12 protein-coding genes are annotated in these 14,739 nt (G+C 61.4%); 5 read left to right on the top strand and 7 right to left on the bottom strand.

Annotated features, from left to right (window positions below):
* Positions 1-300: 300 nt before the first annotated feature.
* Positions 301-771 (bottom strand): DUF1289 domain-containing protein, encoded by a 471-nt coding sequence (locus HX786_RS14265; RefSeq protein ID WP_003209237.1) that lies wholly within the window; start codon positions 769-771, stop codon positions 301-303.
* A gap of 394 nt (positions 772-1,165) precedes the next feature.
* Between HX786_RS14265 and acnB the strand changes: the two genes are divergently transcribed.
* Positions 1,166-3,766, top strand: coding sequence for a bifunctional aconitate hydratase 2/2-methylisocitrate dehydratase (acnB, locus tag HX786_RS14260; RefSeq protein WP_003209239.1), 2,601 nt, complete (start codon positions 1,166-1,168; stop codon positions 3,764-3,766).
* 33 nt (positions 3,767-3,799) lie between these two features.
* Here acnB and HX786_RS14255 read toward each other — a convergent pair whose 3' ends face one another.
* On the bottom strand, positions 3,800-4,222 hold the full coding sequence (locus tag HX786_RS14255; protein ID WP_087693749.1) for a MerR family transcriptional regulator: 423 nt from the start codon (positions 4,220-4,222) through the stop codon (positions 3,800-3,802).
* Between the two features lie 69 nt (positions 4,223-4,291).
* On the opposite strand from HX786_RS14255, the gene HX786_RS14250 reads away from it, so the two are divergent.
* Complete coding sequence (locus tag HX786_RS14250; RefSeq protein WP_178912255.1) at positions 4,292-5,524, top strand: NADH:flavin oxidoreductase/NADH oxidase family protein; 1,233 nt, start codon at positions 4,292-4,294, stop codon at positions 5,522-5,524.
* Positions 5,525-5,602: 78 nt separating this feature from the next.
* Positions 5,603-7,327, top strand: a complete 1,725-nt coding sequence (poxB, locus tag HX786_RS14245) for a ubiquinone-dependent pyruvate dehydrogenase (RefSeq protein ID WP_178912254.1) — start codon at positions 5,603-5,605, stop codon at positions 7,325-7,327.
* A gap of 84 nt (positions 7,328-7,411) precedes the next feature.
* Here poxB and HX786_RS14240 read toward each other — a convergent pair whose 3' ends face one another.
* Positions 7,412-7,969, bottom strand: a complete 558-nt coding sequence (locus HX786_RS14240; RefSeq protein WP_008431334.1) for an NADPH-dependent FMN reductase — start codon at positions 7,967-7,969, stop codon at positions 7,412-7,414.
* Positions 7,970-8,197: 228 nt separating this feature from the next.
* Here HX786_RS14240 and HX786_RS14235 point away from each other — a divergent pair, with 228 nt between their 5' ends.
* Positions 8,198-8,434: a hypothetical protein gene (locus HX786_RS14235; RefSeq protein ID WP_003209248.1), complete on the top strand. Its 237-nt coding sequence runs from the start codon at positions 8,198-8,200 to the stop codon at positions 8,432-8,434.
* 4 nt (positions 8,435-8,438) lie between these two features.
* Here HX786_RS14235 and gspG read toward each other — a convergent pair whose 3' ends face one another.
* Positions 8,439-8,867: a type II secretion system major pseudopilin GspG gene (gene gspG / locus HX786_RS14230; RefSeq protein WP_008431333.1), complete on the bottom strand. Its 429-nt coding sequence runs from the start codon at positions 8,865-8,867 to the stop codon at positions 8,439-8,441.
* A 176-nt stretch (positions 8,868-9,043) separates the two neighbouring features.
* Between gspG and HX786_RS14225 the strand changes: the two genes are divergently transcribed.
* Positions 9,044-9,946, top strand: a complete 903-nt coding sequence (locus HX786_RS14225; RefSeq protein WP_178912253.1) for a LysR substrate-binding domain-containing protein — start codon at positions 9,044-9,046, stop codon at positions 9,944-9,946.
* Positions 9,947-10,420: 474 nt separating this feature from the next.
* On the opposite strand, the gene HX786_RS14220 is transcribed toward HX786_RS14225, so the two are convergent.
* From HX786_RS14220 to HX786_RS14210, 3 genes are all read right to left on the bottom strand, one after another.
* Complete coding sequence (locus HX786_RS14220) at positions 10,421-10,990, bottom strand: GNAT family N-acetyltransferase (RefSeq protein ID WP_003217028.1); 570 nt, start codon at positions 10,988-10,990, stop codon at positions 10,421-10,423.
* Positions 10,991-11,010: 20 nt separating this feature from the next.
* Positions 11,011-13,266, bottom strand: coding sequence for an arginine/lysine/ornithine decarboxylase (locus HX786_RS14215; RefSeq protein ID WP_087693840.1), 2,256 nt, complete (start codon positions 13,264-13,266; stop codon positions 11,011-11,013).
* 81 nt (positions 13,267-13,347) lie between these two features.
* Positions 13,348-14,727: a PLP-dependent aminotransferase family protein gene (locus tag HX786_RS14210; protein WP_178912252.1), complete on the bottom strand. Its 1,380-nt coding sequence runs from the start codon at positions 14,725-14,727 to the stop codon at positions 13,348-13,350.
* Positions 14,728-14,739: the final 12 nt, after the last annotated feature.

Below are 14,739 nucleotides of genomic sequence, written 5' to 3'. Positions count from 1 at the left end.
AGGCCGCTGTGCTTTTGCTTTTGCTTTTGATCTTGATCTGACTGCCCCAATAAGCCCGAGGCCGAACGCAGGTATTGCGGAGCGGGTAAACCGGCAGGACGCCGGTTTAGCCGCGCCGGGCCATGGATGGCCCGTCGCGGCGGCCCGCGGAGCAATGCCGGAGTGAGGGAACGCCGAGCCTAGGCGAGGCGCCGACAGGCGGGGCAGAGCCCTTTGCTTACTTTGGGGCTTTTCCAAAGTGAGCCGCTGTAAGAGCGGAACCATAAGCGGCCGTTACCCAAATAACGGATATGTACTCAATCACCCCCCAAACGCATCCCTGAGAAACCCCGGCGCGATATACCGCTGATAATGCGCCTCGGACAAAATAAAAAACTCCCGATCAATCGCATCCCGCAACTCAGGCAACCCCCACTCCCGAAACTCCGGCATCAATACCATCCCATAAGCCTCAAGATTGCTGATCACCCGCGCTCCCCGGGCAATCAACTGATACGCCCAGCAGTACTCCGACTGATGCGGCACAAACCGAATCTTGCGCTGCTCCAGCTGCCCCCGCAGCATTTTAGGGTCAAACACCTCAAGCTTCCCGGCCATCACCTGCACCAACAACTGCTCCAGCCGCAGCCACACCGCACGTTTTTCTTCCTCGTTATACCCGTTCCACTGAATCACCTCATGGTGAAACCGCTTGCACCCCCGGCACACAAGATCGCCGTAAACCGTGGAGCACAGGCCTACGCAGGGGGTCTTGATGGTTTGGTTAGACATGGTCGACAACGCACAAATCAGCGAAACAGTTGCACATGTTAGCCCTTTGTCTAAGGTTGATCACCCTGCAAACTTGGCGCGGCAACTTACGTTTAGAATTTTTTTGCCGTAGAATCATCCGGCCTTGTAAGGCGCCAATAATCCGTTGGAAGCTGTTTTCAAAGCGTCACGAGCACAGTCGTTCCTAAAGAACGGTGTTGGCGATGGTTATTTACCCGGTAAATAACCATCGCCAACCCTCATCAGCTCCGTTCTGCAGGCGTAAAACTTTGAAAGCAGCTTCTGTGAGGATTGCCGGCAGCGCTGGCTCTACGGCCCAAAAAGCCCCTGAGCGCATGCGTGCCGTGCATTTCTGGATGAGCGTCCCGTGGGACCACTGATGAGGGTAATAACTGTGCTTGAAGCCTACCGCAAACATATCGAAGAGCGTGCAGCCCTGGGTATCGTTCCCCAGCCGCTTAACGCCGAACAAACCGCAGGCCTGGTCGAGCTGCTGAAAAATCCCCCGGCTGGCGAAGAAGAATTCCTCGTTGACCTGATCACCAACCGCATTCCACCAGGCGTTGACGAAGCTGCCTACGTCAAGGCCGGTTTCCTGTCTGCCCTGGCCAAGGGCGAAGCCACTTCTCCCCTGATCGACAAGAAGCGCGCTGTTGAACTGCTCGGCACCATGCAAGGCGGCTACAACATCGTGACCCTGGTCGAGCTGCTGGACGACGCCACCCTGGCCCCCGTCGCTGCCGCCCAACTCAAGCACACCCTGCTGATGTTCGATGCTTTCCACGACGTCGCGGAAAAAGCCAGGAACGGCAACGAACACGCCAAAGCCGTGATCCAGTCCTGGGCCGACGGCGAGTGGTTCAAGAACCGCCCGACCCTGGCCGACAAGATCAGCCTGCGCGTGTTCAAGGTCACCGGCGAAACCAACACCGACGACCTGTCCCCTGCCCCGGACGCCTGGTCCCGCCCTGACATTCCGCTGCACGCCCTGGCCATGCTGAAAATGGCCCGTGAAGGCATCGTGCCGGATGAGCAAGGCAAGACCGGCCCGATGAAGCAGATCGAAGAAATGCGCGGCCAGGGCTTCCCGATCGCCTACGTCGGTGACGTGGTCGGTACCGGTTCGTCGCGTAAATCGGCCACCAACTCGGTACTGTGGTTCTTCGGCGACGACGTGCCTTACGTGCCGAACAAGCGCGCTGGCGGCTTCTGCTTCGGCAGCAAGATCGCTCCAATCTTCTACAACACCATGGAAGATGCCGGCGCACTGCCAATCGAGTTCGACGTTACCAACATGAACATGGGCGACGTGATCGACCTGTACCCGCATGCTGGCAAAGTCACCAAGCACAACAGCGATGAAGTCCTGACCACCTTCGAAATGAAGACTCCGGTCCTGTTGGATGAAGTCCGTGCCGGCGGTCGTATCCCGCTGATCATCGGCCGTGGCCTGACCGAAAAGGCACGTGCCGAGCTGGGTCTGCCACCTTCGACCCTGTTCAAGCTGCCGGAAGCCCCGGCTGAAAGCGACAAGGGCTACACCCTGGCGCAGAAAATGGTCGGCAAGGCCTGCGGCGTGGCTGGCGTTCGTCCAGGCACCTACTGCGAACCGAAGATGACCACCGTCGGCTCCCAGGACACCACCGGTCCCATGACCCGTGACGAACTGAAAGACCTGGCGTGCCTGGGCTTCTCCACCGATCTGGTAATGCAGTCGTTCTGCCACACCGCGGCCTATCCAAAGCCGATCGACGTGACCACCCACCACACCCTGCCTGACTTCATCATGACCCGTGGCGGCGTATCGCTGCGTCCAGGCGACGGCATCATCCACAGCTGGCTGAACCGCATGCTGCTGCCGGACACCGTCGGTACCGGTGGTGACTCCCACACCCGTTTCCCGATGGGCATTTCGTTCCCGGCCGGTTCCGGCCTGGTAGCGTTCGCCGCCGCCACCGGCGTCATGCCGCTGGACATGCCGGAATCGATCCTGGTGCGCTTCAAAGGTGAAATGCAGCCTGGTATCACTCTGCGTGACCTGGTTCACGCCATTCCTTACTACGCGATCCAGGCTGGCCTGCTGACCGTAGAGAAGAAAGGCAAGAAGAACGCTTTCTCCGGCCGTATCCTGGAAATCGAAGGCCTGGACAACCTGAGCATCGAACAAGCCTTCGAGCTGTCCGACGCCTCGGCTGAACGTTCGGCTGCCGGTTGCACCATCAAGCTGTCGAAAGAATCCATCACCGAGTACCTGAACTCCAACATCACCCTGCTGCGCTGGATGATCGGTGAAGGCTACGGCGATGCGCGCACCCTGGAACGTCGTGCCCAAGCGATGGAAGCCTGGGTTGCCAACCCTGAGCTGATGGTTGCCGATGCTGACGCCGAATACGCGGAAATCATCGAGATCGACCTGGCCGACATCAAGGAGCCTGTGCTCTGCGCGCCAAACGATCCGGACGACGCCCGTCTGCTGTCCAGCGTTGCTGGCGAGAAGATCGACGAAGTGTTCATCGGTTCGTGCATGACCAACATCGGTCACTTCCGCGCTGCCGGTAAACTGCTGGATCAGGTCAAGGGTCAGCTGCCAACCCGTCTGTGGCTGTCGCCGCCGACCAAGATGGACGCTCACCAACTGACCGAAGAAGGCTACTACGGCATCTACGGCAAGGCTGGCGCGCGCATGGAAATGCCGGGCTGCTCGCTGTGCATGGGTAACCAGGCACGTGTAGAGCCGAACTCGACAGTTGTATCGACGTCGACCCGTAACTTCCCGAACCGTCTGGGTGACGGCGCAAACGTCTACCTGGCTTCGGCCGAGCTGGCGTCGGTGGCTTCCATCCTGGGTCGCCTGCCGACCGTCGAGGAGTACATGGAATACGCCGCGAAGATCAACACCATGGCCAGCGACGTGTATCGCTACCTGAGTTTTGACCAGATCGCCGAGTTCCGTGAAATTGCTGCAAGCGCCAACATCCCTGTGGTTCAAGCCTAAGGTTTTGTTGCTGTAAACGAACGCCGCGTATCGTCAGATGCGCGGCGTTTTTTTATGCGCCTCGATTGAGGCCCAGACCTTGTCCTGCGCCTGGGTGCACGGCGTGCCTTCCGGGTGTGCCTGGATCGTGGCGATCACCGCGCGTAACTCTGCCTTGCTCTGGTCCATTCGGGCTTGAAGCTCTTCTATCTGCGCAATCCTGCGCTCAAGCCTCAAGATGATATCGGCGCGTTTCGCCTCGCTCGGGGAATCGTCGGGCATCAGCGCCTTCAACTCCTGCAAGCTGAAACCGGCGCGCTGAGCGCCCTGGATCAATTGCAGCGTCTGCAACGTCTGCATGGGATAACGGCGATAGCCATTACCTTGTCGCTCGACCTGGATCAGCCCCTGGGCTTCGTAAAAACGAATCTTCGAGGCTGCCAAGCCGCTGCGTTCCGCCAGTTCACCAATATTCATCGCCAACCCCATTGACCTTAAAGTGACCTTTAAGCTTAGCCTGAGCGCTCCCAATGTGAGGAGTCAAGCATGTCGCCCTTTGAAGCGTTGCAATTGCCCAACGGCCAGCTCATCAGTAACCGCATCGCCAAGGCGGCGATGGAAGAGAACATGGCGGATGCGAACCAGGCGCCTTCCGAGGCCCTGATGCGCTTGTATCAAGCCTGGGCCGACGGCGAGCCGGGCCTGATCCTGACCGGCAACGTGATGATTGATCGCCGTGCCATGACCGGCCCCGGCGGCGTGGTGCTGGAAGACGAACGTCACCTGGACAAATTTCGCCAATGGGCCGCGATTGGCCGGGCCAAGGGCGCGCAGTTCTGGGTGCAACTCAACCACCCGGGCCGTCAGACCATGGCCAACCTCGGCCAGCAGGCCCTGGCACCTTCGGCGGTGGCCCTCGATCTCGGCGGCTTTTCGAAGATGTTCGCCCAACCCAAGGCCATGACCGAGGACGATATCCAGGACGTCATCACGCGCTTCGCCACCAGCGCGCGTCTCGCCGAAAAGGCCGGCTTCAGCGGTGCGCAGATCCATGCGGCCCACGGCTACCTGCTCAGCCAGTTTCTCTCGCCCTTGAGCAACCAGCGCACAGACCGCTGGGGCGGCAGCGTTGAAAACCGTGCGCGGCTGTTGCTGGAAGTGATCAAAGCCGTGCGCGCCGCCGTGAGCGCGGATTTCTGCGTGGCGGTGAAACTCAATTCCGCCGACTTCCAGCGCGGTGGCTTCGACGCCGCCGACGCCCGCTCCGTGGTCGAACTGCTCAACCCGCTGGCCATCGACCTGCTGGAACTGTCCGGCGGCAGCTACGAAGCCCCGGCCATGCAAGGCGAGGCTCGCGACGGACGCACCCTGGCCCGCGAAGCCTATTTCATCGAGATGGCCAGCGACCTGGCGAAAGTCGCCAACATGCCGGTGATGGTCACCGGCGGCATCCGGCGCTTGCCGATCGTGCAGCAAGTCCTGGACAGCGGCATCGCCATGGCCGGGATCGCCACCGCGCTGACCCTGGAGCCGCACCTGATCAAGCAATGGCGCGCCGGCCGCGATCTCAACCCGCAATTGCCGCCGATCCGCTGGAAGCGCAAACCCCTGGCCAGCCTGGCGAGCATGGCAGTGGTGCGCTATCAGCTTCGCCGCCTGAGCCGTGGCCGCCAGCCGAAACCCGGGGTGACGCCGCTGCTGGCGTTGATAAAAGACCAACTGTTTATCGCCCGCCGCACTCGGCAATATCGCGCTGCGATGACCAATTCTTCACATTGAGCGGGGAGCATTCAGCGCCATGGAACTGTCCTTAACTGATCAGCAGCTTTTTACCCTCACTGACGATTGGAGTTCTTCATGGCGAAAATCACCCTGGCCCAGCAATTGGCGACCACCCTTGAACAGGCGGGCATCAAGCGCATCTGGGGCCTGACCGGCGACAGCCTCAACGGCCTGACCGACTCCCTGCGCACCATGGACAGCATCGAGTGGATGCATGTGCGCCACGAAGAAGTGGCCGCGTTTGCCGCCGGTGCCGAAGCCGCCGCCACCGGCGAGCTGACCGTATGCGCCGGCAGCTGCGGCCCCGGCAACCTGCACTTGATCAATGGCCTGTTCGATTGCCATCGCAACCACGTGCCGGTGCTGGCCATTGCCGCACAGATCCCCTCCTCCGAGATCGGCCTGAACTACTTCCAGGAAACCCATCCCCAGGAACTGTTCAAGGAGTGCAGCCACTTTATCGAGCTGGTGACCAACCCCGAGCAGATGCCTCACGTACTGCACCGTGCCATGCGCTCGGCGATCCTCAATCGCGGCGTAGCGGTGGTGGTGATTCCGGGGGATGTGTCACTGTTGGAAGTAGAAGATAAATTCAAACCGTGGCCGGCCCTGCTGGCACCGCGCACGTTGCCGGCGGAACAGGACCTGCAACGCCTCACCGACATCCTCGAACACAGCGGCAAAGTCACCCTGCTGTGTGGCAGCGGCTGTGCCGGCGCCCACGATGAGGTGGTGGCCCTGGCCGACGCCCTCGGCGCGCCCGTGGTGCATGCCCTGCGCGGCAAGGAACATGTGGAGTGGGACAACCCGTTCGACGTCGGCATGACCGGCCTGATCGGCTTCAGCTCCGGCTACCACGCCATGCTCAACTGCAACACGCTGATCATGCTCGGCACCGACTTCCCGTATCGCCAGTTCTACCCGACCGACGCGAAGATCATCCAGGTCGACCGCAACCCGCAGGCACTGGGCCGACGTGCCACGCTGGACCTGGGCATTGCAGCTGACGTCAGCGAGACCATCCAGGCGCTGCTGCCGCGCCTGACCCGCAAGACGGACCGCAGCTTCCTCGAAACCTCGCTCAAGCATTATGACAAAGCCCGCCAAGGGCTGGATGACCTGGCGGAACCGTCAAAGGCCGGCAGGCCAATTCACCCGCAATACGTTGCGCGCCTGCTCAGCGAACTGGCGGACGACGACGCAATCTTCACCGCCGACGTTGGCTCGCCGACAGTCTGGGCGGCGCGTTACTTGAAAATGAACGGCAAGCGCCGGTTGATCGGCTCGTTCAACCATGGCTCGATGGCCAACGCCATGCCCCAGGCCATCGGTGCGCAAGCCGCGTTTCCCGGGCGCCAGGTGATTTCGATGTCCGGTGACGGTGGGTTCACCATGCTGATGGGTGACTTCATCAGCCTGGCGCAGCTGAACCTGCCGGTGAAGCTGGTGGTGTTCAACAACTCTTCTTTGGGCTTCGTCGCCATGGAGATGAAAGCGGCGGGCTACCTGGATACCGGCACCGAGCTGAAAAACCCGGACTTTGCCGCCATGTCCAACGCCATGGGCATCCTCGGTATTCGCGTAGAGCAGTCCGAAGACCTCGAACCGGCCCTGCGCCGCGCCCTGGCCCACGACGGCCCGGTGCTGGTGGACGTGGTCACCGCCACCCAGGAACTGGTGATGCCGCCGAGCATCAAGCTGGAGCAGGCCAAGGGCTTCAGCCTGTACATGCTCAAGGCGGTGATGAGCGGACGCGGTGATGAGGTGATCGAGTTGGCGAAAACCAACTGGCTGCGTTAATCGCGCCGTAGTCGCCGACCACGCGGCCGACCGCAGACAAAAAAGACCCCGCTTAAATAGCGGGGTCTTTTTTCGCACGACTGATCAACCGTGCTGTTTTTCCACCCACTTGCCATAGGCGTCGATAAACGCCTGCAAAAACGGCTTGGTCTTTTCCGAGACCTTGCCCGACTCATCGAACACGCTGCCCGCACCGCCCAGATAGGCTTCCGGCTGCTGCATGCACGGCACATCGAGAAACACCAGCGACTGGCGCAAATGGTGATTGGCCCCAAAACCGCCGATGGCGCCGGGGGACACACTGATCACCGCACCCGGCTTGCCGCTGAAGACACTCTGGCCATAAGGACGTGAACCGACGTCAATCGCATTCTTCAATACACCCGGCACGGAGCGGTTGTATTCGGGGGTCACAAACAACACCGCGTCGGATGAACGCACGTGTTGACGGAAAGTACTGTAGGCTGCCGGCGGTGCAGCACCGTCGATGTCCTCGTTGTAGAGCGGCAAATCGCCAATTTCGACAATATTCAACTTGAGGTTGGCGGGCGCCAACTCGGCCAGTGCCAGGGCGACCTTGCGGTTGATCGACTCTTTTCTCAAGCTGCCGACCAGTACGGCAATCGTGTAGACCTTGCTCATTGGGGTTTCCCGATTTCTGACTTAAGGAGTTTGTAGTTATAGAGCCTGCGCGACGCTATCACCAGCGCGTTTTTGCAATCCCCAGGGACGTTTACACCGCAGATGGATTTGTAAGTAATGTCTGAAAAAGTCAACGAATAGTATTTTTTTTCAATAGGTAAACTACCCCGCTCTCCTACGGTCTACAGAACCGCAAATCGAGTGTTTATCTCCAGAGGTTCTAAACAGATGGCAGCAGTACTTGTCGGACAGTTCCATGCCAGAGACGCGGAAGGTCGCGTTTATTCGGTGCATGAGTTCCAGGAATCCAACCCGCCCCTCGACGGCCTGGCTGGCTCGGCGCCCACCACCACCTACAAGCTGGCCATTGGCGACCGCGTAGAAAAACTGGATGGCGATGAGTTCAGGCTGATTCAGTCGGGCACTATCATCACCCGCGAATCCGCCACGATCCACGCTTCATAAAACGTTATTCCCCATAGGCGATATCAACATTATCGCCGACGCCTCCCAGTGTCCGGTCCTTGCCGAACGAGAACAGATCAAAGTTGGTTTTGGCCTGGCTGGGAGGATAGTGGTACTGATAGGCCACGCCCCAAGGGTCCGTCAGCATGTCCTGATCCTTGAGATAGGGGCCCCGCCACTTCCCTTCTCCCGCTGGCTGAACCGTCAACACCGCCAGACCCTCGTCGTCGGTAGGATAACGCCCTACATCTTGATGAAAACGCTCGACTGCCTTGCCCAGCTCTTTCAACTGGACCTTGGCCGTGGCGATTTCCGACTGAGTCACGTCGCCGAAGATCCGCGGCCCCACCGCAACCGCCAACACACCGACCACCAGCACCACCACCAGCAGGTCCCACAACGAAAACCCGCGCGTGTCTGTTTTACCGAGCATCGATAAGGCTCCCCCGTGGATCCTCTGGTTGATACGCCCTTTGTATGACCTGCTGGTTGCAGGCGCCAAGGGACTTGATCGTGCAAGTCTAGTTGGGGCGCTGCCGTGGCGGGTCTTTTTTCCACGCCCGGGCCTGAGCCATTGAATCCACGTCGCGCTGAACATAGACTCCGGCCATGCGTTTACGTCATATCGAAGTCATTCAAGCGATTTTACAGACCGGACACCTCGGCACCGCCGCCGAATGGTTGCAACTGCCCGTGGCCGATGTGGACGCAACCCTCAAGGATGCCGAGCTGCAGTTGGGCTTCATGCTGTTCGCCAGTGTGCGCGGACGCTTGCAGGCCACCCGGGAAACCCTTGAGCTGCAGGCCGAAATCGCCCACCTCTATGCAGCCCTTGAGCCGGTGCAACGCCTGGCCAGCAGCCTGAAGCACCACCATGCCCCGCCCTTGCGCGCACTGTGCACCCCGCCGCTGGCCAATCAACTGCTGCCCCAGGCGATCGCCGTGCTGCGCCGACGTTTCCAAGACACGCCGTGCAACCTCTCCAGCCATTCCACCCGGGATATCGTCAAAAGCCTGCTGCTGCACGAAGCCGACCTCGGCCTGAGCCTGCACGACCCGGAACACCCGCAAATCCACAGCCAACCGATGGCCCATGGCAAGCTGCAATTGCTCGCGCCCCATGGCTGGCTGAAGCCGCGGCAGAAATACATTGCGCTACAGGAGTTGGCCGGGCAGTCGATGATCGGCCTTGAAGGCCAGGACCCGCTGAGCCGCCTGCTGGACAGCAAGCTGCAAGCCCTGCGCCCGCTGCCGGTGGTGCAAACGCGGGTGCAGACGTATCAGATGATGCGCAGCATGGTAGAAGCCGGGGAAGGCCTGGCGATTGTCGACCCGTTCACCGCCAGCGGAGCACGGGAAGCCGGGCTGCATGCGTGCCCATTGTCACCGCCGATTGTGGTGACCTTGTATGCGTTGACCCTGAAGGGCAGCGAGCCATCGCCCGCCTTGAATGCGCTGCTGGAGATTGTCACCGAGAAGGCTGAAAACCTGCTGACAAGCACATTGCCGTGAATGTGGGAGCTGTCGGGCCTTGGCGAGGCTGCGAAGGCGGCGGCACAGTCGATAAAGAGGTTGCCTGACCTACCGCTATCGCGGCCTCGCTGGGGCTCGACGGCTCCCACAGGGGGTCGGGGGAAGTCTGGGAGTTGTGTGTTCGGTCGCAAGTACTTGGGTTGCGCAAATCGAATGTGGGAGCTGTCGAGCTTTAGCGAGGCTGCGAAGGCGGCGGCACTGTCGATAAAGAGGTTGCCTGATACACCGCTATCGCGGCCTCGCTGGGGCTCGACGGCTCCCACAGGGGATCGGGGGAAGTCTGGGAGTTGTGTGTTCGGTCGCAAGTACTTGAATTGCGCAAATCGAATGTGGGAGCTGTCGAGCTTTAGCGAGGCTGCGAAGGCGGCGGCACTGTCGATAAAGAGGTTGCCTGACACACCGCCATCGCGGCCTCGCTGGGGCTCGACGGCTCCTACAGTTGATCGGTGCAGCTCAGACTGCTTCCAATTCTGTCTTGAACAACCGATACCAGAAAATCGCCACTTCGCGCGTCTGCGGATCAATCCCGCGATAGCGCAGGTGGTCGATCCCGCCCATCACATACCCGCAGCGCTCATACAGCCGGCAGGCACCGAGGTTGTTGTTCTGGGTCTCCAGCATCATCCCCGGCAGGTTCTTCTTGCGGCTCCAGAACTGCGCCACGTCCAGCAATGCCTTGGCCACCCCGTGGCGCCGCGCGGGCAAGACCACCGCCAGCTCATCCACATGGGCAAAGCCGTTCCAGTTGGTGCTGACCACGATATGCCCCACGGGCCGGTCATCGAGGTAGGCCATGAACACCGCACTGTCGGCCGCGTCACGGAAGCTGGCGAACTCCTCGGGGTCGATGCCGTAGCATTTGCGGTACGGCACGATACGCTCCACCGCCCACTGGTCGACGCGCTTGCCCATTTCCGGCTTGCCGTAGGCGTTGACTTCAAAGCTGAAGTCGTTCCCCCACACGTAGGCGTCAAATCCTTCGTCAGCCACCCGGACACTGAGGCCCGGGTACTTCGGGTTCATTACAGCTTGCATAAACATCCTTAACCCTTGATGCAGTCGACGGTGTAACAACGACCACTGCCGTCATCTTCGTGTTGCAATCCATGAACATCGGCAACAAAGCCGGGGAAACTGCTATCGAACGTCCTGGCAAACGCCAGGTAATCAATGATCGAGCGAGTCGATTCGGTAAAGCGCTCACCCGGCATGATCAACGGAATGCCCGGCGGGTAAGGCACCAGCATGACCGCTGCGACCCGACCTGGCAAAGCGTCGATGGACACCGCCTCGACTTCGCCCTTGACCAACAGGTCGTAGGCGTCGGCCGGTTTCATCGCGATTTCCGGCAGTACCGTGTACATCCGCTTCAGGTGCTTGGCCGTGGCATTGCTGCGGTAACAGCTGTGCAACTGGTCGCACAGATCCTTCAAACCCAATCCCTGATACCGCGCCGGGCCCTGCTGAAACACCGATGGCAAACACACAGCAAGGCTCACGTTGGCGTCATAACTGCGCTTGAATTCCAGCAGTTCGGTGAGCAGGGTACTCCACTTGCCTTTGGTGATGCCCATGGAAAACAGCACGAGGAACGAATACAGCCCGGTCTTTTCCACCACCAGCCCACGTTCCCAGAGGAATTTACTGACCACCGCAGCGGGAATTCCGCACTCGCTCAAAGCCCCGCCGGCATTCAGGCCAGGCATCACCAGGGTGACTTTTATCGGGTCCAGCAGCACGTAGTCTTCGGCGATATCGCCAAAGCCATGCCAGTCGGCCTGGGGTTGCAGCAACCAGTCCGCCGTCACCACCCGGTCAATGCCCGCCACCAGCGGCGGCTGCCAGATGGAAAACCACCAGTCTTCAGCGGCGATATGCTGGCGCAGGTTGGCCAGGGCGCGACGAAAGCTCAGGGCCTCGTCAAACATCTCTTGCAGCAACGACCGCCCCGCCGGCCCTTCCATCATTGCGGACGCCACATCCAGGGAGGCGATGATGCTGTACTGCGGCGAGGTGGAAATATGCATCATGAACGCTTCGTTGAAGCGGTCGCGGTCCAGCTTGCGCACGCCGCCATCCTGCACATGGATCATCGATGCCTGGCTGAACGCCGCCAGCAGCTTGTGGGTGGAGTGCGTGGTGAACACCAGCGGGCTGTCGGCCGTGCGCGAGGTGCCCATGCCGTAGCGCCCGGCAAAGAACTCATGAAACGCCGCGTAGGCGTACCAGGCTTCGTCGAAGTGCAGCACCTCGACGCTGTTGCCCAGTTGCTGCTTGATCAGTTCGGCGTTGTAGCACAGGCCGTCATAGGTGGAGTTGGTGACCACCGCCAGCTTGACCCTGGCCGGTCGGCCTCGGGTCAGCGGGCTGGCGTCGATCTTGGCGCGGATCGACTCGGGGCTGAACTCGCTCAGGGGAATCGGCCCGATGATCCCCAGTTCATTGCGCTCCGGGCACAGGTACAGCGGGATGGCGCCGGTCATGATGATCGAATGCAACACCGACTTGTGACAGTTGCGGTCCACCAGCACCAGGTCATCCCGGCCCACCATCGAGTGCCAGACGATCTTGTTGGCGGTGGAAGTGCCATTGATCACGAAGTAGGTGTGATCGGCGCCGAAGTTGCGCGCTGCCCGCGCCTCGGCTTCGGCCAACGGGCCGGTGTGGTCCAGCAGCGAGCCGAGCTCCGGCACCGACACCGACAAGTCCGAACGCAGGGTATTTTCCCCGAAGAACTGATGAAACGCCTGCCCCACCGGGCTCTTGCGATAGGCCACGCCGCCGCCGTGACCGGGGGTGTGCCAGGAATAATTGGAATCCGCCGTGTGCTGCACCAGGGCCTTGAAGAATGGCGGCAACAGGCCATCCAGGTAGGCGCGAGCCGCACGGGCCACTTGCCGGGCAAGAAACGGCACGGTGTCTTCAAACAGATAAAGAATGCCCCGCAACTGGTTCAGCTCGCTCATGGCATCGGCCGGGGCGTTTTCCAGGGTGACCTGCTCACCGAGGGCGAAGATCGGCAGGTTTGGCGCCCGCACCCGCGCCAGGCGGATCAGCTCCACCATGTTTTGCATCAGATGGGTATTTTCCCCGGCCCCCTCGGCGGCAATCAGCATGCAGGCCAGGCCGTGATGGGTCGAAGCCACCAGGCGACCCTCGGCGTAGTCCACCGCCGAAAAGATACTGAAGCCTTCCTGCTCAAGCTCCCGGGCGATGCCCCGGACGCGGTCGCCGGCAACGGTGTCGGCCTTGATGTCGCGGTGTACGATCAGAACCGGGAACTTCAGGTCTTTGTACATGAGCGCTTGGCGTCCTGAGGGCTATGCCTTCAGGGTAGAAGCTCGGGGCCGATGTGGCGAATGAAGATGTTCAACCGGTGTTCACAAAGCGCCGTCGATGACCTCGCGCAACACCAGCGCCGCTTCCACAGCTTGCTGGCGAGTCGCCAGGTTGGTGAAGCCCATCAACAGGCCTTGCTGACCGCCGGGCTCGATGCTCCAGCCCGACACGGCCTGTATCCCCAGCCCGGCACGTGCGGCGGCCGCAGCGACGGCCTGATCGCAGACGTCCACCCGCAGCCGCGCCAGCAGGTTGATCCCGCCGGACTGCTCATCCACCTGCAAAAGCGCCCCGCAATGACTGGCCAGTGCCTCCACCAGAAAGCCGCGCCGCACGGTGTAGAGCTGGCGCATTTTTTTCAGGTGACGGGTGAAATGGCCCTGGTCGAGAAAGTCCGCCGTGGTGGCTTGCAACAATTCGGCGCTGCGGTTTTGCAGCACGCCGGCGCTGGCCTCAAAGGCCGGGAGCAGCGCCCGAGGCACCACCAGATAACCCAGGCGCAGCCCCGGGAAGAGCATCTTGCTGAAACTGCCGGAGTAGATCACCCGGTCGGCCGTGTCCTGGCTCTTGAGCGCGGCCAGGGGCTGGCCCTTGTAGCGAAACTCACTGTCGTAGTCGTCTTCCACCACCCAGCCGCCGTGGGCCTGTGCCCAATCGAGCAAGCAATGGCGCCGCGCAGTACCGAGGGCGACCCCCAGCGGGCTCTGGTGGGCCGGGGTGACAATCGCCAGCCGGGCGCCGGGCGCACGCCGTATGCCCTCCTCCACATCAAGCCCGTCGCGGTCCACCGGCACCGGGACCAACTGCGCCCCCAGGTGCAGCAGCAGTTGCCGCGCATGCAGGTAGCCCGGGTCTTCGAACCAGCATGGCTGGCCGGCCATCTGCAGCGCATCACACACCAGCGCGAGGCACGCCGAGTAACCGGCACACACGAACACCTGCTCCGGCGAACATTCCACGCCCCGGTACAGCGCCAGGTATTGCGCGATCGCCACACGCAGCGAGCGGGCGCCACGCACATCGCCCATGGCCAGGCTGTTCACATCGACTCGGCGCACTTGCCGGGTGACCAGCCGCGCCCACAGCTTGCGCGGAAAGCTGTCGAGCGCCGGCAAGCCCAACTGCAACAGGCGCGGGGCCGACGCCGGCGCCACGGGTTCGGGTTCGGGTTCAACCGGCAACGACTTGATCGAGCGCTGCGGCAACGCCTCGGCCACCACTGTTCCCGCCTGGCCCCGCGCCAGGAAGAACCCTTCGCTCACCAGCAACTGGTAGGCCGTCTCCACCGTGCCCCGGGCCACCTTCAGTTCCTGGGCCAGGCTGCGCACCGACGGCACCCGCTCACCGGGGCGCAGTTGGCCCTGGTCGATGGCCTGGCGAAAGCGCCGGTAGATCTCCTGGTATTTGGGCAGTGACGACATCGTTATCCGGCT

Source organism: Pseudomonas sp. 21615526, assembly GCF_013386245.1.
Lineage (GTDB): Bacteria > Pseudomonadota > Gammaproteobacteria > Pseudomonadales > Pseudomonadaceae > Aquipseudomonas.
The sequence above is the reverse complement of the archived record's forward strand: the minus strand, read 5'-3'. Positions and strand labels throughout refer to the sequence as shown.

Excerpts from the sequence above, each read along its gene's own strand:
- HX786_RS14215 (WP_087693840.1), bottom strand. The coding sequence starts at position 13,266 with ATGTACAAAGACCTGAAGTTCCCGGTTCTGATCGTACACCGCGACATC.
- HX786_RS14255 (WP_087693749.1), bottom strand. The coding sequence starts at position 4,222 with ATGAATATTGGTGAACTGGCGGAACGCAGCGGCTTGGCAGCCTCGAAG.
- HX786_RS14220 (WP_003217028.1), bottom strand. The coding sequence starts at position 10,990 with ATGAACCCGAAGTACCCGGGCCTCAGTGTCCGGGTGGCTGACGAAGGA.
- HX786_RS14210 (WP_178912252.1), bottom strand. The coding sequence starts at position 14,727 with ATGTCGTCACTGCCCAAATACCAGGAGATCTACCGGCGCTTTCGCCAG.
- poxB (WP_178912254.1), top strand. The coding sequence starts at position 5,603 with ATGGCGAAAATCACCCTGGCCCAGCAATTGGCGACCACCCTTGAACAG.
- HX786_RS14225 (WP_178912253.1), top strand. The coding sequence starts at position 9,044 with ATGCGTTTACGTCATATCGAAGTCATTCAAGCGATTTTACAGACCGGA.
- HX786_RS14240 (WP_008431334.1), bottom strand. The coding sequence starts at position 7,969 with ATGAGCAAGGTCTACACGATTGCCGTACTGGTCGGCAGCTTGAGAAAA.
- gspG (WP_008431333.1), bottom strand. The coding sequence starts at position 8,867 with ATGCTCGGTAAAACAGACACGCGCGGGTTTTCGTTGTGGGACCTGCTG.
- HX786_RS14235 (WP_003209248.1), top strand. The coding sequence starts at position 8,198 with ATGGCAGCAGTACTTGTCGGACAGTTCCATGCCAGAGACGCGGAAGGT.
- HX786_RS14265 (WP_003209237.1), bottom strand. The coding sequence starts at position 771 with ATGTCTAACCAAACCATCAAGACCCCCTGCGTAGGCCTGTGCTCCACG.
- HX786_RS14250 (WP_178912255.1), top strand. The coding sequence starts at position 4,292 with ATGTCGCCCTTTGAAGCGTTGCAATTGCCCAACGGCCAGCTCATCAGT.